This window comes from Slackia heliotrinireducens DSM 20476, from assembly GCF_000023885.1.
Taxonomy (GTDB): Bacteria; Actinomycetota; Coriobacteriia; order Coriobacteriales; family Eggerthellaceae; genus Slackia; species Slackia heliotrinireducens.
This window is the reverse complement of the sequence record NC_013165.1, coordinates 1,766,805-1,785,654: the sequence shown is the minus strand read 5'-3', so window position 1 is coordinate 1,785,654 and position 18,850 is coordinate 1,766,805. Positions and strand designations below refer to the sequence as shown.

The following is an 18,850-nucleotide window of genomic DNA, read 5'->3' as shown; positions in this document are numbered from 1 at the left end:
AACACGGTGTCGATGTGAGAGGAGAGAAGCATGGGTTACGAGGCAAGGTGCGCGGCCTGGATCGACCGCGCGAGCTTCGCCGGGATGCTCGGCGACTGCTACGAGGTGGCGGTGCGCGCGGCCTTCGGCCAGCGCGTCGGAGGGCTGACCGGGGACGGCGACGTCGAACGCTGGGAGGACGCGACGCGCGAGGAGTGCGCCCGCGAGGCCGCCTTCGCGCTCGACGCCGCGGCCAGGCACGCCTTGGAGCTGTGCGCGAGCGGCAGGGCCATGGAGGCCGTCTCCGGGGTGCTGCGCGGCGACGACTTCTTCGCGTACATGAAGGAGCACGCGGAGCGTTCGCGTGAGCTGCAGGGCGCCTACGAGGGGCGGAAGCTCGCCTGCGAGGTCGAGCTGGGACTGACGGAGGTGGAGTAATGACCGAGCTAAAGAGCTGTCCCTTCTGCGGCGCGCCCGCAGAGCTGGCGCACAACAAGACGTGGGACTACTTCGTGCGCTGCACCGCCAAGGGCTGCGCGGCCAGGACGCGGCAGTACCACGAGAACGACGCCGGGGCCGCGTCGGCCTGGAACGCCAGGGCCGGGGAAACCGCGCAGGTGCGCGGGCGGCTGACCGCCGACCAGGTGCGCGAGATTGTCGAGCTGACCCACTGCTGCACCCTCGAACCGAGCGGGGGATCGGAGTACGAGGTCGTCATCGACTACGCAGCGATCGCCGACGCGCTGAACGCCGCGGCAGGGCCCGCGGAGCCGGAGGCCGGCGAATGAGGATGGACGCAGGCGAGGCCGTAGGCCTGTGCGCCGAGTGCTCCCTGCGCATCCTGGGGCTGCTCGTGCTCGTGGCCGAGGCCGTGATGCCCCGCCGGTGGCGGCATGCGAGGGAGTACGTGGCGGCGCAGCGGAGGTGGCTGGGCATGAAGCACGACGAGATGGAGCTGGCCGAAGCGGTCGATGACGTTTTTGGAGGTGAGGAATGAGCGCGATGGAAGAGCTGCGGCAGATGCTGGATCGGCTCGGCACGGAGCACACAGACCTCGGCGGCATGACGGAGTGGACGAACGGATGCGGGCGCATATGCCGCGCGTACACGCGGCACGAGCCGCTGACCGTGGACGTGGCGATCCTGGCTGTGCCGCCCGCCCAGGCCGTCGAGGCCACGCTGGGACGCGGGGAAGGAGAGACGGAATGACGGTCGTCGACAAGCTGCTCAAATGGGACGAGCTTCGCGTGCAGCTCAAAGCCGCCACGGCGGCCGGCAAGGAGCTTGCTTGCGAGAATGCCGATTTGCGCATCGCGAACGAGATGCTGAGGCGCGAGAACGAGAGGCTGCGGGACTCCGCAGGCTCCATTCCGAGCGTCAACTACGAGCGAAAGACCGGCCCCGACGAAGCCGCGGAAGCCGGCGCCGACGGGATCGTGAACACGGAGGTTGGCTGATGGGAGGCGGAACGATGACGGAGCTCAAGGCTTGCCCCTTCTGCGGCAAGCAGACGGCGACCGTGAAGCACAGCCGCAACTGGGGCTACTTCGTGTCGTGCCAGTGCACGGCGGTCGGGCCCGGGCGCGCGACGGCGCAGGCCGCGAAGGACGCCTGGAACAAGAGGACGGAACCGGCGCAGGCGGTGCTGCCGCTATGACGAACCGGGCTCTCAAACCCTGCCCGTGGTGCGGCTGCGAAGCGGAGCTGCACGAAACCACGGACGGGTGGATTGCGGCGTGCGGCTCGGAGCAGAGCGTGCTTGACGGACTCACCCATAAGGCCCATGCCTACGGTGCGACCGAGGCCGAAGCGGCGAAAGCGTGGAACGCCCGCGCCACGCTTGGGAGCGGCAAGCTGACCGCCGAGCAGGTGCAAGAAGCCATCGAGCGGAACTTCGGGAAGGTTGCCGTGCTCGATGACGGAGGCCCCGTCGAATGGCGCGATGACTGGGTGTGCAAGGTGGGCATCAATTACAGGGCAATCGCCGACGAGCTGAATGCCGCGCTGCGCGGGACGTGCCGCATGGAGCCGGTGGGGCATTACGGCAGCTTCCACGACATATGGCGATGCGGCGAGCACGACGCGCTCACGTTCTGTCCTGAGCAGACCGTGCGCGACCTGGAACGGCTGGCGCGCGACCTCTACGCCCTGCTCACCGCCCCTGAGCCGTACACGCCCGCCGAGATGGCCGCCCGCATAGCGGCGATGGACTACGCGAAGGTGCGCATGTCAGAGCTGGGATTGGAGGTGGACTGATGCTGAAGCCATACACGCTGACAATCCACATGACGCGCGGCGAACATCGAATCGCCGACGAGCTGCGCGAGCAATTCGGCGGTTTCGAACGTTTCGCAATCATTGTGGACGGCGAGCGGCACGAATTCGACGCGGATAGCCTGATTGGGCTGCTCGAAAGCTACGAGGGCGCAGGGGACAGGCTGAACGCGACGCTAGGCGGCGGCGAGTGCAGGATGGCATTCGGCGAGGACATGTTGCCAGAGTGCGGCAACTGCGGCGAACCGCTCAACTACTACACGAGGCGACACGGCCTACGCGACAGAGACCGTCGGAGCGCGAAGTTCTGCCCGCAATGCGGGAAGGCGGTGAAGCGATGAGCATGTTGAGTTCGCAAGTGGACGAGCTGCGCGAAAAGGCTGAGAAGCTGAGCCAGCTAGCGAACGGGGCCGTGAACCAGGGCTTCCCCGCACGGCAAGAATTGTTCGAGAGCGCCGACGAGATGCGCGATGCCGCCGACACCATCGAGAGATTGCGCAAGCAGGTGGCGGAGTGCCAAATCGCGGAACTGAAAGCAGATTACGACACGTCGCGGTATTTCGAGCTGTTCGGCACCCCCGAGCGTGCGGCGCGGACGCTGGAAAACGGTACGCCTTTGTGCGGCTGGTGCGATACCCAGACATGCGACAAGAAGGGCGGCGAATGCTCGTTGCTCGATTACAACGCATTACTCGAATGGTTGAGGAAGGAGACGGAATGAGCGAATCGAAAGTCAAGCGGTTCAGGCTTGAGGAGAACTGGGAAGGAGGTTACTTCGGTGACCGCCACGAGCAAGGCGTGTACGACGCAGACAGCGGCAAGAACGTCTATTGGGTGCAAGACCTTGCTGGCGAATGCCCAGAAGATGCGACAATCACCCGAGACCTCATGAGCGCATACGGTTGGCTCGAAGTCGTGAATTACGGCATCGAGCTAGGAAAGCATGGGTTCGATAAAGCCGAGCTTTTCGAGCTGGGTGGTGATGCGTAATGAGCTGGACGAATCTCAAGCTAGGTAGCTTCTGGCAAGGCTCATGGCCCGAGCACGTGGACGTTATGTCGCCCGATTGCGAGCAGCATGTCAACTATGTTCCGCTCGTACCCTGGGACGGCGAGAGGTACCACTGTATCCACTGCGGCGCGGAGCTTCACGGTTATCAGCGCAGGTGCGCATGCGGTCAGAGGATTTACGGCTACGAGGACAACGGAGCGCGGGCGGTGCTAGACGCTTGCGAGCTGAGGGGTGATGCGGAATGACGGACAACCGCACGGCGATGGAGCTGCACGTGCTGCGCCACGAGAACGCCGGGCTGCGGCGGCTGGTGAGCGACATGCACCTCACGTGGAAGCGGCTCGACCTGGAGGGCGACTGGCCCGAGAGCGGCCACAACGGCTGGAGGGCGTTCGAGAGGCGGATGGCCGAGCTGGGGGTGTGTTCGGACGGCGCCGAGCGACGGGCGGGGCGGCCCTGAGGGTGTGCCAGCGGCGTGCCAGCGGGCGAGCCGGGGCGGCCCCGCCGCGCGGTGCGAGTCATGCCAGGTCGCGCCCCGTGCGGGAACCCTCCGCCGCGTGCGTCCCGGCAAAGTTCAGGTAATTCTTTGCAACAGGTCTGGAGGTGGCGGTCCATGCCCATGTCGACGCTCGTCTGCGAGCGGTGCGGCGGCTCCATGTTCGTCCGGCGTCGGAGCGGCAGGCAGCGCAAGCGCGTGACGCGGCACCGCGAAAGGTACTGAGTGGTAACATTGGACTGTCGATACGTAACACCGAAAGGAAGGGGTCCTATGGCGTCGAGGGTCAACGTGACGGCGAAGGCGACCGGCGGGGCCGCGGGGCTCGGGTGCCTCGCTGCAATCGCCGCGTTCTGCGGGCTGGGGGTCGCCGTCGCGCTCGTCGGGATGTGGAAGCTGCTGCTATGGCTTCTGGCTCTGTGACGGAGGAGGCGAGGCGCTGGAAGGCCGAGCAGGCCCACGGCTACCTCGAGGAGATCAGGCGCGCCGGCGAGTCGTGCGCGGGCATGCGCGAGCTCGTGGACGACGCCAGGTCCCGTGCGTCGGGGCTGAGCGGCATCGACTACGCCGCGCCGCGGACGTCCTCGGCCCGGGGCCCCGACGCCATCCCCGACGCGGTGGCCAGGATCCAGGAGATGGCCGCGGCGTACGTGGCCGAGCTGTGCGCCTACGAGGAGGCCCGCCACGAGGCGAACGTCTCGATGCTGTCCATGGGCGACGCGTCGAGCGCGAAGGTGCTCCGCCTGCGGTACCTCTGCGGATGGAGCTGGGAGCGCATCTGCACCGAGACGGGCTACAGCTGGGACGGCATGATGTCGCTCAGGCGCAGGGCCCTCGCGGAGTTCTGGGACGTCATGCCCAGGGGCGCGCGTGACCCGGTCCCGCCCGCGATCTAGGAAACGGCACACACAAACACACATGGAAACCTGCTAACCTGGCAGCGTGCAATACGAGGGGGCGGACGCGGTCCGCCCCCTTTCCGTTGGGGCGTCCGCCCGCAAGCGCGGCCGGGGCGCGCGAGGGGAGGCGTGCGGGCATCATGGTCTCGTTGGGCTACATCAGGGAGCAGGCGCTGCGGCTCGACACCGCCGTCGCGATGGCGTTCCGCAGGGCGCTCGGCCTGCGGGCCGGGGCGGCGCGCGGGGCCGGGCGCAGGCGCGGGCGAGGCGCGGGCGGCCGCGACCGGGCGTACCGCGGCCTGGACGAGTGCCGGCGCCAGACGCACGGGGTGGTGTGGCGTGGCCAGTAACCCGCGCCAGAGCGCGGCTCGGGCGAGGGTCAGGCAGGCCAGGCGCTACGCCGCGGCGAACGCGGAGTGCGCGCTGTGCAACGGAGCCCGCGGCCCCATCGACTACTCCGCGCCCCGCGACCACATGCACCCGCTTTCCCTCGTGATAGACGAGATCGCGCCCGTCGCCCGCTGGCGGGAGTTCGGGTACGAGTCGCGGCGCGCGTGCGCGTGCGACCCGGCGAACTGGCAGCCGGCGCACTGGATATGCAACGCGCTCGCGTCGGACAAGAGGGGCCGGCGCAAGGGCCCTCGCGGAAGGGACGAGGCGAGCGGCACGTTCTGACCCTGGGGGCACCCCCTCCCCCCCGCCCCGGGCGGCTACGCCCCGCGGCATTGTGACGATTTAGACAGACAGGATTTTCCACAGGCTCTCCATACCGGAGGGCCTGTTTCGCGTCCTGCGGACCGGAAAGGAGGACCGCGCATGGCAGACCTGTACGCGGCCGCCAAAAGCGGCAACCGGAGGAAGACGCTCGAGTGCCTCAGGGACGAGCTCGCGCGCACCATCGCGGTGTGCGACAGCGGCAGGGACATGGCCGCCCTGTCGAAGCGGCTCATGGAGGTCATGGACGAGATCGACGGCCTGCCGAAGCCCAGGGGCGAGTCGCCGCTGGCGAAGGCGAGACGGAATGGCTCGTAGGCTGGGCGGCCAGGCGCCGACGTTCGAGCGCACCGGCCCGTACGCGAGCACCCGCGGCCCGGAGGCCGTGGCCATGTTCGAGGACTACGGGCGCAGGTACTACGGGTCGCAGAAGCGCGAGATGGACGTGTTCTTCGCCAGGGACGCCTCCGGCGGCTTCGCGGCCAAGTCCGTGGGCATCACGAAGCCCCGGCAGAACGGCAAGTCCTTCGCACTGCGCGACTACGCCATGTGGATGGCCGCGGTCGAGGGCAGGTGCGTCCTCTACACGGCCCACCACGGGCGGACCGTGCGCAAGATGTTCAAGGAGATGTGCGACTTCATAGAGGCCCACGGCGACTTCCGCGACGAGCTGGACTACGTCTACAAGGCGGGCGGATACGAGGGCATCTACTTCAAGGGCGGCGCGTGCATCGAGTTCCAGACCCGCACGGAGAGCGGCGGGCGCGGCGGCACGTACCAGATCGTCGTGTTCGACGAGGCCCAGCAGCTGACCCGGGCGCAGCAGGAGGCAATCCTTCCCGCCGTGTCCGCGGGCGGCGAGATAGACGAGGGCGAGGGCGACCCGCAGAAGATCTACGTGGGGACCGTGCCGGGCCCCGAATGCCAGGGGACCGTGTTCCGCGAGCTCCACGACCGGGCGCACGCCGACGGGTCCGCCGTCTGGTGGCTCGAGTGGGGCGCCGTCGGGGAGAGCCTCGACGACGTGGCGGTCGACGACGTCGACCTCTGGTACGCGTGCAACCCGGCGATGGGCAGGCGCATATCCGAGGCGACGGTCCGCGACGAGCGCGAGACCATGAGCGCCGACGGGTTCGCCCGGGAGAGGCTCGGATGGTGGTCGCCGACCGCGGGCCTGCCCGACCTCGCGCTGCCCTCGTCCGTGTTCGAGTCGCTCGCCGTAGACGAGCCGCCCCGGGACGGGCGCGCGGCCTACGGCGTGAAGTTCAGCGCGGACGGATCCGAGGTCTCGCTCGCGGCGGCGAGGCTGCACGACGGCCGCGCCTACGTAGAGCAGATCCGCCGGGAGCCGGTGCGCCTCGGCCTGTCCTGGCTGGCGGAGTGGGTGGCCGAGCGCAAGTCGCGCGGGTGCTGCTGCGTCATCGACGGGAAGAGCGGCGCGCAGACCCTGGCCGACAGGCTGGGGCAGATGGGCATGCCGAAGGGATACATACTCACGCCGAGCGCCGCGCAGGCCATATCCGCCGCGTCGACGCTCGCGGACTACGTGAACGAGCGCCGGCTGGAATGGTGGCGGCCCCAGGCCGACCTGCTCGACTCGGCGACCACGTCCACGAGGCGCAGGATCGGCTCCGCCGGCGGGTGGGGCTTCGGCGGGGACAACCCCATGCCGGTCGACGCGGCGTCGCTCGCGCTTTGGGGCGCGCTCAACAGCGACCGGGACCCCAGACGGAAAGGAAGGGCGGGATGCTAGGGAAGCCCGACACTTGGAAGCCCGCGCAGGCCATCGTGGACCTGGGCGGCATCGCCGATGCGGACGGCATCACGGAGGACGCCCGGGCCTGGGTGTCATGCCTGGCCGACGAGTACTCGAGCCACACGGCGCACAACGCGCTCGTGCGCGACTACTACGACGGGCGCGTGGGCGTGTCCGACTACGGCGTGACCGCCGACATCCCCAACGATCAGACGTGCCACTGGCCCCAGAAGGCCGTCGACGCGCTGGCAGACCGGATAAGGCTCAAGTCGCTCTCGGTGCCCGAGGGCGACCAGGAGGCGCTCGACGGCATCGTGGCGCGCAACGACCTCGTGAGCAACTACAACAGGCACCTGCCCGTCAAGCTGCTCTACGGCTGCATGGCCGCCACGGTCACCAAGGGCGCGGACGGCCACGCGCGCGTCAGGTTCCACTCGGCCGAGACGTTCACCGCGCTCCCGTCGCCGGACTTCACCGACGGCGTGGTGGCGGGAGGACTCGCCATCGCGCGACGCGAGCGCACGCCCTGGAGCGGCGGTGCGGCCGTGCCGACCGTCGTGAACCTGCACGTGCCGAACAACATCGGCGAGTTCAGGCAGGTGGGCCGCGGCGTCTGGGCGTACGAGCCCGGGGAGACGCGCGAGCCGGTTCCTACGCTCTACGTGTTCAGCCACAACGGCATCGGGACGCTCGCGCCGTTCGGGCGCACGCGCATCACGGAGTTCGTCCGCACGCTCACCGACGACGCGATTAGGTGCATGTGGCACATGCAGGTGTCGGGCGCGTTCTACTCGATGGCCAAGCTCTACATGACGGGGCTCACCGACGAGCAGTTCGACGCCGTGATGGAGAACAAGAGCAAGTACCAGCTCTCCCGCCTGCTCGCGCTCACGGCGGCCGGCGACGGCCCGGGCCCCAACGTGGGGCAGCTATCCGGCAACTCGCCTCAGCCCTTCATCGACGAGCTGCGCGCGCTCGCGTGCCAGTTCTCAGGCGCGACGGGCGTGCCGCTGAACTCGCTCGGCATCGTCCAGGACAACCCGTCCTCCGCCGAGGCCATCCAGGCCGCGCGAGAGGACATATGCCTGGTTGCCGAGCGCGACATCGAGGCCGACAAGGCCACGCTGCGCCGCGTGCTGCGCGCCGCCATGGCGATAGAGAAGAACGTGACCGTGGACGAGCTCGACCCCGCCGACGCGGGCGTCATGGCCAGCTTCGCGAGCCCGATGCTCTACTCGCTGGCCGCGAGGACCGACTCCGCACTCAAGATCGCGACCGTGGACGAGGGCTTCGCGGGGAGCCGCCCCTTCCACGAGATGGTCGGCTTCGACGAGGCCACGACGGCCGCGCTCGAGAGCGACAGGCGGCGCGCCCAGGCTGTGGACGCCGTCGCGGCGCTGAACTCGACGGGCATCGAGCCGGAGGGCGGCGGCGATGCCGGCGAAGGACTATAAGGCGTACGTCTCGGCGCTGAACAACGCGTCGCTTCTGGCGCAGAGGGACTTGTCGGCCGTGTGGGAGAGGGTCGAGGGCATGCCGCCCGATGGCGCGAGGGACGCGCTTCTGGCGCTCGTTCCCGGCATCGTCTACCGGTACGGCCGCATGGCGGCGCTCGCGGCCGCGCAGTACTACGAGGCCGAGAGGCTGCAGGCTGGAGGCCCCGAGGGGTTTTCCGCCGAGGTGTCCGACGGCGTGCCGATGGAGCAGATAGAGGCGTCCGTGCGCTTCGCGTGCGGCCACCTGTTCCCAGGAGACGGAGATGGAACACAACCCGAGCAAGACGGCGGCCTATTTGGCGGGCAAGGTCGACGAGTACGTGAAGTTCCAGGCGCGCGACACGATTAGGCGCAACGCCGCACGGGACCGCAACGCCCGCTACGCCCGCATACCCGACGGCAAGGCGTGCGACTTCTGCCGCATGCTCGGAAGCCGCGGCTTCGTGTACCACAGCGAGGCGAGCGCGGGCGGCGACGACCAGTACCACCCGTTCTGCAACTGCCAGCTGGCCGTGTGCTTCGACCCGTTCGTCGAGGAGTACTGGGTCGGCACCGTGAAGGTGACGCGCGGCCACGGCGACGGCGAGGTAGTGCGCGCGGGACGCGACGGCTCTATGCGCATGCGCGACGTCGACGTGGACGGGCTCTACGACGAGTACAGGCGCATGGGGCAGGACTTCAACAAGGGCTCGCGCTACAGGGACTACTCCAAGACCGGCAGGAACGACGACCGCGGCCGCGGGGCGCGCCTTTCCGACGAGGAGTTCGACGCCGCCATGAAGAGGCTCGCCGACTGCACGTCCCTGGAGGAGCTGCACCGCGTGGGAGCCGAGATCGTGCGCGAGTGGAAGCCCAACGGGCACGGCCGCAACAACGCCCAGTGGGACGAGATGAGCCGCCACGCGCGGGAGCTCGAGAGGCGGTTTGCAGGCTCGGGAAACACGAGGCGTTTCGACCCAGAGTATCAACTTGAAATCTTGCATGAGAGGGCTGACAAGAAGAGCAATCGAGCGAATCGGGGAGCTAAAGTTGATATGGACGCTATCGATTCGGAAGATTATCGCGCGTTGTTTGACCGTATAGGTAATTCGGAACTTGCTGAGAATCTATGTGAGAAAGCTCGCGAGTTCTTAAGGCATAGAAGTGGGACAGTGTTCGAAGATTTCGGCCTTTTTGGGGTCAAAGGCGGAGTTGTCTATGACACCATCACGACTGTCAGCACTCCGCATGCGGTCGAATTGACTAGAAAATCTAAGCTGCTAATGAACACCTCAAAGCCGCGGTCTTTGGTTGCAATGCACACCCATCCGGATAGCATGCCACCAAGTGCAGCAGATTTTCTTACAAGCTTCGCTCCGTCGGTGAGATTTGGAGTAATTGCCAACCATGATGGCTCTCTGGTAAAATATGAGGTAGTCGATAGAAGTAAATTCCTGGGCATCTTCGAAGAAGGTAAAATTCAGGAGATTGACGATTTGTTTGCCGACATGCTAGATGAATACGGCACTAGCACGGGGGATAGGAATATCAACGAGATTCTCGAGAGGAGGTACGGCGTAAAGTATGAGAGATTCAGAGTTTAACTGGGATGAGTACTGGGCCGCATTTCCGCTCAGCGACAACGGTTTACCGGTTATTACCGAGATAGATCCCGACCGTAAACCCGAGCTATCGCCAGAATTGAAGCAGGAAATCGATAGGGTGAGAGAACAGAACAGAACAGATCATCGTAGAGTCGACGATGATAAATCAAATTAACGACAAGCCGCCTCCGGGCGGCTTTCGCGTACAGGGGAGGAACATGCGAGACTACGTCTTAATGCGCCAGCTGATGGCCCTTGCCGCCAAGGACGGCGGCCCTGCTCCGACGAGCGACTACTACGATGTTGGGAGGCCGGAGAGCGTCACCGCGGAGCTGAAGCGTCTGAAAGCCGACGGGCTCATCGACGCCGAGTTCAAGCACGACTTCAACGGCGTCTGCGTCGGCTGCGAGGTCGTAGGCGCCACCGAGGAGGGCAAGGCCTTCTTCAGGCTCGTCGAGAACCCCGACGTCTGGAGGATCGTCTGCCAAACGCTCGAGTCGGCCGGCATCGACGTGTCCTACCCGCTGCTCAAGGAAGTGTGCGAGGAGATACTCAAACGCTACGTGACGAGCTTCATACCCGAGATAAAACCCTGTAAGTAGATCCACTTACTTACCGACCGATTTCGGAATCAAGCGTCCTTCGGGGCGCTTTTTTCATGCCGTCAGAAGGCGGCGTACGCAGGCCGCGGAAAGCGGCCTTTTTCATGCCCGGAAAGGGCGGGAAGGAGCCGACATGGCTGAAGAGGCAAACGAGGCGCAGGCGTCAGCGCAGGCCCAGGAGGCGGGCAAGCCCACCGACTGGCAGGCCAAGTACGAGGCGATGCGCCAGCACTCCCGCGAGTGGGAGCGCAAGGCCAAGGAGAACCAGGGCGCGGCCGACGAGCTGGAAAAGCTCCGCGAGTCGCAGCAGACCGAGCAGGAGAAGGCCGTCAAAAGGGCCGAAAAGGCCGAGGCGGAGCTGAACGAGCTCAAGGCCCGCGCGGCGCGCGCCGAGACGGTCGCGAAGGTGGCCGACGCGGCCGGTGTCCCCGCAGAGGTCGTGGACATGCTCAACGGCTCCGACGAGGGCGAGCTTGAGGCGCAGGTGGCGCGCCTGCTGAAGCTGCTGCCCGCGTACCCCACCAGGACCGACGACGGCGGCAGCAGGGCCGCCGCCAAGAAGACCAACGCCGACCGCTTCGCAGAGGCGCTCGGCATCTAGAGAGGAGCGGAAATGACCGCATTCGACATCTCCCGCGAGACAGCCAACGTCATCTTCGACAAGGAGGTCTCCGCCGAGATCATCAGCAAGGCCGTCGAGGAGTCCGCGTTCATGCAGCTGGCCCCGAAGATGGAGATCGCCGGCAACGGCAAGAAGTACCAGACCATCACCGGCGACCCGGTCCCCGAGTGGGTCGGCGAGACCGAGGCCAAGCCCGTGGGCAAGTTCGACTTCGGCATCAAGGAGGTCGAGCCCTACAAGATGGCCATCATCGTGCCGTTCTCGACCGAGTTCCGCCGCGACAAGGCCGCGCTCTACAACGAGTGCGTCAACCGCCTGCCGAAGCTGTTCGGCCGCCAGTTCGACGCGACCGTCATGGGGACCGCCGCCCCCGGCCAGAACTTCGACGTGCTCGGCGGCGCGCAGGCCGTCAGCCTGACCCCCGCCGAGGGCAAGACCCTCTACGACCAGTTCGTGGCGGCAGACCAGCTCATCGGCGCCAACGACGGCATCATGAGCGGAGTCGCGCTCTCCCCGCAGGGCCGCTCCGCCGTCCTCGGCGCGACCGACTCCACCGGTCACCCGCTGTTCACCGCCGGCGTGCAGTCCGGCACCGTGGACCCCATCCTGGGGGCGAACGTGTCCGTGCGCAAGGGCGTGTACGCGGCGGGCTCGCCCGCCACGCTCGGCATCGCGGGCGACTTCGACAACTGCGCGTGGGGGGCCGTGGACGCCATCCAGGGCGCCGTGTCCGACCAGGCGTCCATCGAGTACACGGTGGGCGACGAGACCAAGACGCTCCACCTGTGGCAGCACAACATGTTCGCCGTCCGCTTCGAGATCGAGCTGGCGTTCATGGTCCGCGACGCGGGCACCTTCGTCCGCCTGACGGCCTAGCGATGGTCGCGCTCACAGCGCCCAACGGCGTCGAGGTCGAGGTGCCGGAGCACTCCAGGGAGAGGCTGCTGGCGCTCGGCTACGCCGAGGCGAGGACGGAACCTAAGCCGAAGGCGGCGCCCCGCAAGAGGCCCGCGAAACCTAAGGCCGCAGGAGGGAGGGGGCGCTGATGGCGTACGCGACTCTGGAGGAGCTCGAGGTGCGCATGCGCACGGCCCTGGCGGGGGCCGACGCCGACTACGCCGAGATGCTGCTCGACGAGGCGTCCGGCTACCTCGCCCAGCTCGTGGCCGTGGACAAGGAGGACGCCGTGCAGGCGGCCAACCTCAGGTACGCCTGCCTGTCCATGGTGTCGAGGGCGATGCAGTCCGCGCAGGCCTCGGACGTCGCGTCGACCACCACGTCCGCCGGCGTCTACAGCCAGACGGTGACGTACGCCGCGCCGTACCCGACCAACAACTGGTGGAAGCTGCTCCGCTCGAGCGGCTACGCCGAGCGGCTGGGGCTGGACGCCGGCGCAGGCCGCGTCGGCTGGGCTCCGATCGGGGGCGGGGATGATTAGGGGCGCGACGGTCGCCGTGGAGCTGCGCGACTGGTCCGCCACGGACAGGCTCGGCAACCACGTGGAAGCCTACGCGCCCCCGGAGCCCGTCACCGGGGTGCTCGTGGCTCCCGGCGCCACCGCCGACATGGACGCCGGCAGGCCCGAGGGCGTGCGCGTGGCTCTCACGCTCCACTTCCCGAAGACGTGGTCGGGCGACCTGCGCGGCGCGAAGGTGACGCTGGGCGGGCCCTGGGCTGGCACGTACCGCGTGGTGGGCGAGCCGCACCCGTACATGGACGAGAACTGCCCGACGCCCTGGAACATGCCCGTGGAGGTGGAGCGCCATGACGGCTAAGGTCACCTACAGGCCGAACAAGGCCTTCGCGCGCACCGTGCTCAACGACGGGGCGGTGTGCGCTCTCGCCGACGCCAAGGCCGACGAGATATGCGCCCGCGCCGTCGGCATGTACGACGCGACGGGGTACTCGGTGCGCAAGGCCAAGCCCGGCAAGAAGCGGTGCCACGCGTTCGTGCACACCGCAGACATGCACGCCGTCAACAGCAACCGCGTGCACAGCACGCTTCTGAAATCGATCTGACAAGGAGGCCGCGATGGCCCAGTTCTGGTCGAGCCTGGAGACGGTGGTCAGGTGGACCGCGTCCACGCTCGGTGTCCCCTGCGCCACCTACCCGCCAGCGGGCGCGCCCGGGGAGTTCGCCACCGTGCAGCGCGTGGGCGGGGAGTGCGACTACCCGCACGACTCGCCGCGCTTCGCGGTGACCGTTTTCACCGGGTCCGAGGGCGAGTCGGAGCAGGCCGCGCTCGCGCTGGCCACGGTGCTCCGCACCCTGGCGGACGCCGACGCGCGCATCAACGCCGTGGGCCCGCCGTCGCTCGTGTCCGTGGGGTACGGCGCCGACGGGCGGTTCGCATGGCAGCTCGTGTTCCAGCTCGAAACCAACATACGCATAGACTAAGGAGATACACCCATGGCAATCGACACTGCGAAGGTGCTCGTAGGGGCGCCGATGCAATCCGGCACGACGGGCGCGGTCCAGTACGCCGACGTCGGCACGGACCTGCCGGCCGACGCGCGCACGGCGTGGGCCGCAGGAACATCCTGCGGCTACGTCAGCGAGGACGGCCTGACCCTGACCGCCGAGTACAGCACGGTAGACATCAAGGACTGGTCCAAGAACACGGTCCGCACGCTGCTGGAGGAGTTCACGGGCGAGATCTCGTTCTCGTTCATCCAGACCGACTACGAGGGCCTCTGCGTCCTGTTCGGCGAGGACCACGTGCACCGCACACCGGCCACCTCCGCCGCCGGCGAGACCATCACGATCGACATGGGCGCGCACCTCGCGCCCGCCCGGACCTTCGTGTTCAACATGAAGGACGGCGACGCCCGCATGCGCGTGGTCGTGCCCAACGGCCAGCCTGTGCTCGACGGCGACCTGACCTTCGTGGCCAACGAGCCCATCAAGTGGAACGTCAAGATCGTCTGCTCCGTGGACGGCGCCGGCGAGCGCGTCTACATCCACACCGACGACGGCGTGGTGAGCGCCTAATGGCCGCGGCGCTGAAGCTCGCCGCGGAGCGACCGGCGCTCGAGGTGGACGTGGCGGGCGACGTGTACCGCGTCCCGCTGACGTTCAACCGCAGGGAGCTTGCCGAGCTGGCCGCGGCGGAGGACGACGCCGAGGCGATGTTCGCGTTCTTCGGCAGGTACCTGCCGTGCGTGGACGATCTGGGCGACGACGCCCTGGCCGCGCTCACGCAGGCGTGGATGGCCGCGCGCGAGGGGATCGGCGCGCCGTCGATGGGGGAACCTGCGGCCTCGCCGACTGCCTAGCGAAGCACGGCGGGGCGGTCAACTACGAGCTGATGTGCCGGACGAGGTTCACGCTGGACGACCTGGGAGGGGCGCTCACCGAGGCTTCCCTCCTGGACTTCCTGGCGTACCTGCCGCCCGACTGCGCGCTGCGGCGCGAGACGGAGGGCGAGGACGCGCTGTGGCAGTCGCCCTACCTGGTGCCGCAGCTGCTGGCGCGCATCAGCGACACGCTGGACGTGTTCCAGTGGGCGTTCATCGCCTCGAAGGTCGAGAAGGGCAAGAGGCCGCCCGTGCCCAGGCCCATCCCTCGCCCGGGCGTGGACCCCGACGCGGGGGCTCGGCGCATCGGGCGCGGCCCCATCCCCATTGAGGACTTCGACGATTGGTACTACGGAGGTGAGTAGATGGCTTCTACGGAAGTCGGCGCGGCCCACATATCGATATTCCCGCAGATGGACAAGTCCTTCGCGCCGAAGTGCGACCAGGCGGCGCAGTCCGCCGGCGACAGCTTCGGGGCCAAGTTCGGCGGCGTGGCGAAGGCCGCCGTCGCCGCGGCCGGGCTCGCCGCCGTCGGCAAGGCCGCGGCGGACTTCACGACCGCGGCGCTGTCCAGCTACGCCAACTACGAGCAGCTGGTCGGCGGCGTGGACAAGCTGTACGGCGACGCCAGCGGCAAGCTGCAGCAGTACGCAGCCGAGGCGTACGCGACCGCCGGCATGTCCAGCGCGCAGTACATGGAGCAGGCAACCAGCTTCAGCGCCGCGCTGGTGAGCAGCATGGGCGGCGACGTGGACGCCGCGGCCGACATGACCGACGTGGCGATGCGCGCCATCAGCGACAACGTGAACGTGTTCGGCTCCGACATGCAGTCGGTGCAGGACGCGTACCAGGGCTTCGCCAAGCAGAACTACACGATGCTGGACAACCTGAAGCTCGGCTACGGCGGCACGAAGTCGGAGATGGAGAGGCTCATCGCCGACGCGAACGCGTACGCCGAGGCGAACGGGCTGGCGGCCGACCTGTCGATCGACAACTTCGGCGACATCGTCCAGGCCATCCAGTACATCCAGGAGGAGCAGGGCATAGCCGGCACGACGGCCAAGGAGGCCAGCCAGACCATCAGCGGGTCCATCGAGATGACGAAGGCGGCGTGGGCCAACCTCCTGCAGGAGCTGGGCAACCCCGACGGCGACGTGGCCGCCAGGGTCGGCGAGCTGGTGGACAGCGCCGTCACCGCGGCGGGCAACATCATCCCCGCCGTGATCCAGATCGGCAAGGGCGTGGCGCAGGCCGTCCCCGCGGTGCTGGACGAGGCGGCGGCGGCCGTCAGGGCGTACGCGCCGACCGCCATCGAGGAGGCCGTGAACGGCGCGGAACGACTCATCGAGAAGGCCCTGTGGGACATCTTCCCGTTCATCCAGCTGCCGCGCATCGACGGCGAGCAGGCGTTCGCGTCGCTCTCCGAGGCGTTCGAGACGGCGGCGTCCGAGGCGTCCCGCTGGCTCTCTCCGCTGCGGACCGTGTTCGCCGACGTGGTGAGGATGGTCGCGCCGCTCGGCGAGAACGTCCAGGGGCTGCTCGGCCCCGTCGGCGCGGCGTTCGGGTCCCTCTACGGCGACGTGCACCAGGTGTGGGTCGGCATCACGGGCGTCGTCCGCGGCGCGGTGCAGGAGATCTCCCCGTACGTCCAGCAGATAGGCGACATCGTCCAGGAGTTCATCACGAGGGCGCTGCCCGTCGTGCAGGGCTTCGCCAGCATGGCGACCGACCTGATAACGGGCGTCATCATCCCCGCCGTCAACGCGACGGTGGACACGCTGTCGAACGTGCTGGGCCCCGTGCTGGATACCATCCAGGCCAACATCGGCCCGCTGTACGACTCCATAGCTCCGTTCATGGACGCGCTGCAGAACGCCGCGGCCGTGGTGATACCCGCGCTCCACGACGCGTTCCAGGGCGCGTTCGCGGGCATCCAGACCGTCATCGACACGGTCATGCCGTACGTCCAGTCCGCGATAGACGTCGGCTTCCAGGCCATCAAGGACGTGTTCGCGGTCTTCACCGCCGCGCTGAACGGGGACTGGAGCGGGTGCTGGACGGCGATCCTGACGCTCGTCTCGAACGTCCTGAGCGGCATCTGGAACGGCATCGTGACGCCGGCGATGTCGGGCATAGGGCAGACGGTCGGCGCCGCGCTCGACGCCGTCAAGGGCTTCTTCAGCGACAAGCTCAACGCCGCCAAGTCGGCCGTCACCAACGCGCTGTCCGCGATCGCGTCGGGGTTCCGTGAGAAGCTGAACGTCATCAAGACGACGGTCGGCGGCATCTTCGAGAGCGTCAAGAACATAATCGGCGACAAGATCAATTCGGCCAGGCAGAAGGTCAGCGACGGCATATCCCGCATCAAGAGCCTGTTCAGCAACCTCACGCTCTCGCTGCCGCACATCAAGGTGCCCCACTTCCACATCAGCGGAGGCACGCCTCCCTACGGCATCGGCGGCGCGGGCACGAAGCCCTCCATCAGCATCACGTGGGCCGCGAAGGGCGGCATCGTGGACGGCGCGACGCTCATAGGAGCCGGCGAGGCGGGCAAGGAGGCAATCATGCCGCTGCAGGGCCGCAACATGCGGCCGTTCGCCCAGGCCGTCGCCGCGCACATGGACGGCGGCGAGGACGCCGACCGCGTGGTGCGGGAGCTGCAGGCCATGCGCCGCGACATGGCGAACATGAAGCTCTACCTGGACGGGCGCGCCCTGGTCGGCGGCATCGCCGGCCGCATGGACGCCGCCCTCGGGGCGCGGCAGGCCGCCGCAGCGAGGGGGTTCTAGATGGCAAGCCCGTACATGACCGTGGACGGCGTGAACCTGGAGGAGGCGTACGGCGCGCTTCTGATGGAAGGGGGGACCGCCGACCCTCCCGCGCCCAAGAGCTACACCGTGGACATACCGGGCGGAGACGGGGAGATCGACCTGTCCGAGTTCGCGGGATACCCCGTCTTCGAGAACCGCGAGATGCGCTTCGAGTTCTGGCTTAAGGACGGCGCGCCGCTCGAGCCGCTCCTGGCCTACCTGCACGGGCGCCGGCACGAGTTCGCCCTGTCCTGGGACGAAGGCTACACGTACCGCGGCCGGTTCAACGTGACCGGACGGGGGTACCGGCACAACACGTTCGAGCTGGAGATCGTCGCGGACCCCTACAAGACCCGCGGCGTCCAGGCGTTCTACGTCGACGCCTTCGGCGGCCACGAGGTCGTCCTGCCCAACGGGTCGGGGCGCGCCGTGCCCACCGTCGAGACGTCCACGGAGAAGACGATCGTCACCATGCGCGGCGAGTCGTGGACGGTCCCCGCGGGCACGTGGGAGCTGCCGGGCTTCTGGCTGCGCCAGGGGGACAACGTCGTGACGGTGAACAGCGCGCCCGACGAGGGCGACGCCACGTGGGCCGACTTCGGCCCGGACGCGTGGCGGCAGTACGGCGGCGTGAGGCTGTCCGACCTGGCCTGCGCGCACGGCCGGGCGGAATGGACGAGCATCGACACCGCGCAGACCTGGGCCGCCGTCGACGCGGATTACAGCGCATGGGCCGAGATGGCGGGCGAGAGCCGCGAGGAATCGGCCGACTACCGCGTCTATTTCGCTTACGAATGGAGGGACCTCTAAATGGCAACAGTATCCGACGTAATGGGCCTCACGAAGCCCGACGTGAACGACCGCGTGGCGGACACCATCGCCGCGCTGGCGGAGAACTTCAACATCATCGACGCGCTCTACCCCGTGGGCACCATCTACACGAGCACGCGCCCGACGAACCCCGGCACGTTCATCGGCGGGACGTGGACGGCCATCCAGGGACGCTTCCTGGTCGGCCAGTCCACCGACTATCCGGCGGGCAGCACGGGCGGCCGGGCGTCCACCACGCTCACCGTCGCCAACATGCCCAACCACAAGCACAACGTGAAATGGGCGAAGAAGAACGACTGGGTCGGCGCGTGGAAGTCGAACGCGGGCAACGGCACGGGCTGGATCGTCGCGTCGACATACAGCGGCGGCGACAAGGACGCGTCCAACGACTGGGTCGACACCGAGGCCAAGGGCAGCGGGACCGCGTTCACGAACCTGCCGCCGTACAAGTCCGTATACATGTGGGAGCGCACCGCGTAG

The 18,850-nt window shown here is 67.8% G+C and carries 33 protein-coding genes; all 33 read left to right on the top strand.

Annotated features, from left to right (window positions below; translation table 11 throughout):
- Positions 1-30 precede the first annotated feature (30 nt).
- Entirely contained in the window at positions 31-417 is a 387-nt protein-coding gene (locus tag SHEL_RS14405; RefSeq protein ID WP_012798700.1) for a hypothetical protein, read from the top strand.
- Entirely contained in the window at positions 417-767 is a 351-nt protein-coding gene (locus tag SHEL_RS07725; RefSeq protein ID WP_012798699.1) for a Lar family restriction alleviation protein, read from the top strand. Before SHEL_RS14405 ends, SHEL_RS07725 begins: the two co-directional genes overlap by 1 nt.
- Entirely contained in the window at positions 764-976 is a 213-nt protein-coding gene (locus tag SHEL_RS07720; protein WP_012798698.1) for a hypothetical protein, read from the top strand. The genes SHEL_RS07725 and SHEL_RS07720 overlap by 4 nt, the downstream gene beginning before the upstream one ends.
- Entirely contained in the window at positions 973-1,188 is a 216-nt protein-coding gene (locus tag SHEL_RS07715) for a hypothetical protein (protein ID WP_126513778.1), read from the top strand. Before SHEL_RS07720 ends, SHEL_RS07715 begins: the two co-directional genes overlap by 4 nt.
- Complete coding sequence (locus tag SHEL_RS15285) at positions 1,185-1,436, top strand: hypothetical protein (RefSeq protein WP_012798696.1); 252 nt, start codon at positions 1,185-1,187, stop codon at positions 1,434-1,436. The genes SHEL_RS07715 and SHEL_RS15285 overlap by 4 nt, the downstream gene beginning before the upstream one ends.
- The gene (locus SHEL_RS15280) at positions 1,436-1,636 is read left to right on the top strand and encodes a Lar family restriction alleviation protein (RefSeq protein WP_041422520.1); all 201 of its coding nucleotides are present in this window, start codon (positions 1,436-1,438) and stop codon (positions 1,634-1,636) included. The genes SHEL_RS15285 and SHEL_RS15280 overlap by 1 nt, the downstream gene beginning before the upstream one ends.
- Positions 1,633-2,235: a Lar family restriction alleviation protein gene (locus SHEL_RS07700; protein ID WP_012798694.1), complete on the top strand. Its 603-nt coding sequence runs from the start codon at positions 1,633-1,635 to the stop codon at positions 2,233-2,235. The genes SHEL_RS15280 and SHEL_RS07700 overlap by 4 nt, the downstream gene beginning before the upstream one ends.
- Positions 2,235-2,594 carry a hypothetical protein gene (locus SHEL_RS07695; protein WP_012798693.1) on the top strand — a complete coding sequence of 120 codons (360 nt, stop codon included), beginning with the start codon at positions 2,235-2,237 and terminating at the stop codon, positions 2,592-2,594. The genes SHEL_RS07700 and SHEL_RS07695 overlap by 1 nt, the downstream gene beginning before the upstream one ends.
- Positions 2,591-2,974: a hypothetical protein gene (locus SHEL_RS07690; protein WP_012798692.1), complete on the top strand. Its 384-nt coding sequence runs from the start codon at positions 2,591-2,593 to the stop codon at positions 2,972-2,974. Before SHEL_RS07695 ends, SHEL_RS07690 begins: the two co-directional genes overlap by 4 nt.
- Entirely contained in the window at positions 2,971-3,243 is a 273-nt protein-coding gene (locus SHEL_RS07685; protein ID WP_012798691.1) for a hypothetical protein, read from the top strand. Before SHEL_RS07690 ends, SHEL_RS07685 begins: the two co-directional genes overlap by 4 nt.
- A 262-nt stretch (positions 3,244-3,505) precedes the next feature.
- Positions 3,506-3,724 (top strand): hypothetical protein, encoded by a 219-nt coding sequence (locus SHEL_RS07675; protein WP_012798689.1) that lies wholly within the window; start codon positions 3,506-3,508, stop codon positions 3,722-3,724.
- A gap of 309 nt (positions 3,725-4,033) precedes the next feature.
- Positions 4,034-4,183: a hypothetical protein gene (locus tag SHEL_RS15275; protein ID WP_012798688.1), complete on the top strand. Its 150-nt coding sequence runs from the start codon at positions 4,034-4,036 to the stop codon at positions 4,181-4,183.
- Positions 4,165-4,656, top strand: a complete 492-nt coding sequence (locus tag SHEL_RS07670) for a hypothetical protein (RefSeq protein ID WP_012798687.1) — start codon at positions 4,165-4,167, stop codon at positions 4,654-4,656. The genes SHEL_RS15275 and SHEL_RS07670 overlap by 19 nt, the downstream gene beginning before the upstream one ends.
- 143 nt (positions 4,657-4,799) lie before the next feature.
- A complete protein-coding gene (locus SHEL_RS15460) occupies positions 4,800-5,009 on the top strand; it encodes a hypothetical protein (protein WP_012798686.1) in 210 nt (69 codons plus the stop codon).
- Between the two features lie 466 nt (positions 5,010-5,475).
- The gene (locus SHEL_RS07655; RefSeq protein WP_012798684.1) at positions 5,476-5,691 is read left to right on the top strand and encodes a hypothetical protein; all 216 of its coding nucleotides are present in this window, start codon (positions 5,476-5,478) and stop codon (positions 5,689-5,691) included.
- Positions 5,681-7,126 (top strand): hypothetical protein, encoded by a 1,446-nt coding sequence (locus tag SHEL_RS15270; protein WP_012798683.1) that lies wholly within the window; start codon positions 5,681-5,683, stop codon positions 7,124-7,126. The genes SHEL_RS07655 and SHEL_RS15270 overlap by 11 nt, the downstream gene beginning before the upstream one ends.
- Positions 7,120-8,583 (top strand): phage portal protein, encoded by a 1,464-nt coding sequence (locus tag SHEL_RS14870; protein WP_012798682.1) that lies wholly within the window; start codon positions 7,120-7,122, stop codon positions 8,581-8,583. Before SHEL_RS15270 ends, SHEL_RS14870 begins: the two co-directional genes overlap by 7 nt.
- Positions 8,564-8,974 (top strand): VG15 protein, encoded by a 411-nt coding sequence (locus SHEL_RS07640; protein WP_012798681.1) that lies wholly within the window; start codon positions 8,564-8,566, stop codon positions 8,972-8,974. Before SHEL_RS14870 ends, SHEL_RS07640 begins: the two co-directional genes overlap by 20 nt.
- Positions 8,889-10,208, top strand: coding sequence for a VG15 protein (locus tag SHEL_RS14400; RefSeq protein WP_126513775.1), 1,320 nt, complete (start codon positions 8,889-8,891; stop codon positions 10,206-10,208). Before SHEL_RS07640 ends, SHEL_RS14400 begins: the two co-directional genes overlap by 86 nt.
- 218 nt (positions 10,209-10,426) lie before the next feature.
- Positions 10,427-10,810 (top strand): hypothetical protein, encoded by a 384-nt coding sequence (locus SHEL_RS07630; protein WP_126513774.1) that lies wholly within the window; start codon positions 10,427-10,429, stop codon positions 10,808-10,810.
- Between the two features lie 133 nt (positions 10,811-10,943).
- Entirely contained in the window at positions 10,944-11,411 is a 468-nt protein-coding gene (locus tag SHEL_RS14395; protein WP_012798678.1) for a hypothetical protein, read from the top strand.
- A 12-nt stretch (positions 11,412-11,423) separates the two neighbouring features.
- Positions 11,424-12,308, top strand: a complete 885-nt coding sequence (locus SHEL_RS14390; protein WP_012798677.1) for a phage major capsid protein — start codon at positions 11,424-11,426, stop codon at positions 12,306-12,308.
- Positions 12,309-12,310: 2 nt separating this feature from the next.
- A complete protein-coding gene (locus SHEL_RS15845) occupies positions 12,311-12,478 on the top strand; it encodes a DUF7302 family protein (protein WP_012798676.1) in 168 nt (55 codons plus the stop codon).
- Positions 12,478-12,870, top strand: coding sequence for a hypothetical protein (locus SHEL_RS07615; protein WP_012798675.1), 393 nt, complete (start codon positions 12,478-12,480; stop codon positions 12,868-12,870). Before SHEL_RS15845 ends, SHEL_RS07615 begins: the two co-directional genes overlap by 1 nt.
- Positions 12,863-13,207 (top strand): hypothetical protein, encoded by a 345-nt coding sequence (locus SHEL_RS14385; protein WP_012798674.1) that lies wholly within the window; start codon positions 12,863-12,865, stop codon positions 13,205-13,207. Before SHEL_RS07615 ends, SHEL_RS14385 begins: the two co-directional genes overlap by 8 nt.
- Positions 13,197-13,451: a hypothetical protein gene (locus tag SHEL_RS07605; protein ID WP_012798673.1), complete on the top strand. Its 255-nt coding sequence runs from the start codon at positions 13,197-13,199 to the stop codon at positions 13,449-13,451. The genes SHEL_RS14385 and SHEL_RS07605 overlap by 11 nt, the downstream gene beginning before the upstream one ends.
- A gap of 13 nt (positions 13,452-13,464) precedes the next feature.
- Positions 13,465-13,830: a hypothetical protein gene (locus SHEL_RS07600; protein WP_012798672.1), complete on the top strand. Its 366-nt coding sequence runs from the start codon at positions 13,465-13,467 to the stop codon at positions 13,828-13,830.
- 12 nt (positions 13,831-13,842) lie between these two features.
- Positions 13,843-14,424 (top strand): phage tail tube protein, encoded by a 582-nt coding sequence (locus SHEL_RS14380; RefSeq protein ID WP_012798671.1) that lies wholly within the window; start codon positions 13,843-13,845, stop codon positions 14,422-14,424.
- Complete coding sequence (locus tag SHEL_RS07590) at positions 14,424-14,708, top strand: hypothetical protein (protein WP_012798670.1); 285 nt, start codon at positions 14,424-14,426, stop codon at positions 14,706-14,708. Before SHEL_RS14380 ends, SHEL_RS07590 begins: the two co-directional genes overlap by 1 nt.
- 32 nt (positions 14,709-14,740) lie before the next feature.
- A complete protein-coding gene (locus tag SHEL_RS07585) occupies positions 14,741-15,094 on the top strand; it encodes a hypothetical protein (RefSeq protein ID WP_012798669.1) in 354 nt (117 codons plus the stop codon).
- Positions 15,095-17,518 carry a phage tail protein gene (locus SHEL_RS07580; RefSeq protein WP_012798668.1) on the top strand — a complete coding sequence of 808 codons (2,424 nt, stop codon included), beginning with the start codon at positions 15,095-15,097 and terminating at the stop codon, positions 17,516-17,518.
- Positions 17,519-18,349, top strand: coding sequence for a hypothetical protein (locus tag SHEL_RS07575; protein WP_012798667.1), 831 nt, complete (start codon positions 17,519-17,521; stop codon positions 18,347-18,349). It abuts the gene before it with no gap.
- Positions 18,350-18,850, top strand: a complete 501-nt coding sequence (locus tag SHEL_RS07570; protein WP_012798666.1) for a phage baseplate protein — start codon at positions 18,350-18,352, stop codon at positions 18,848-18,850.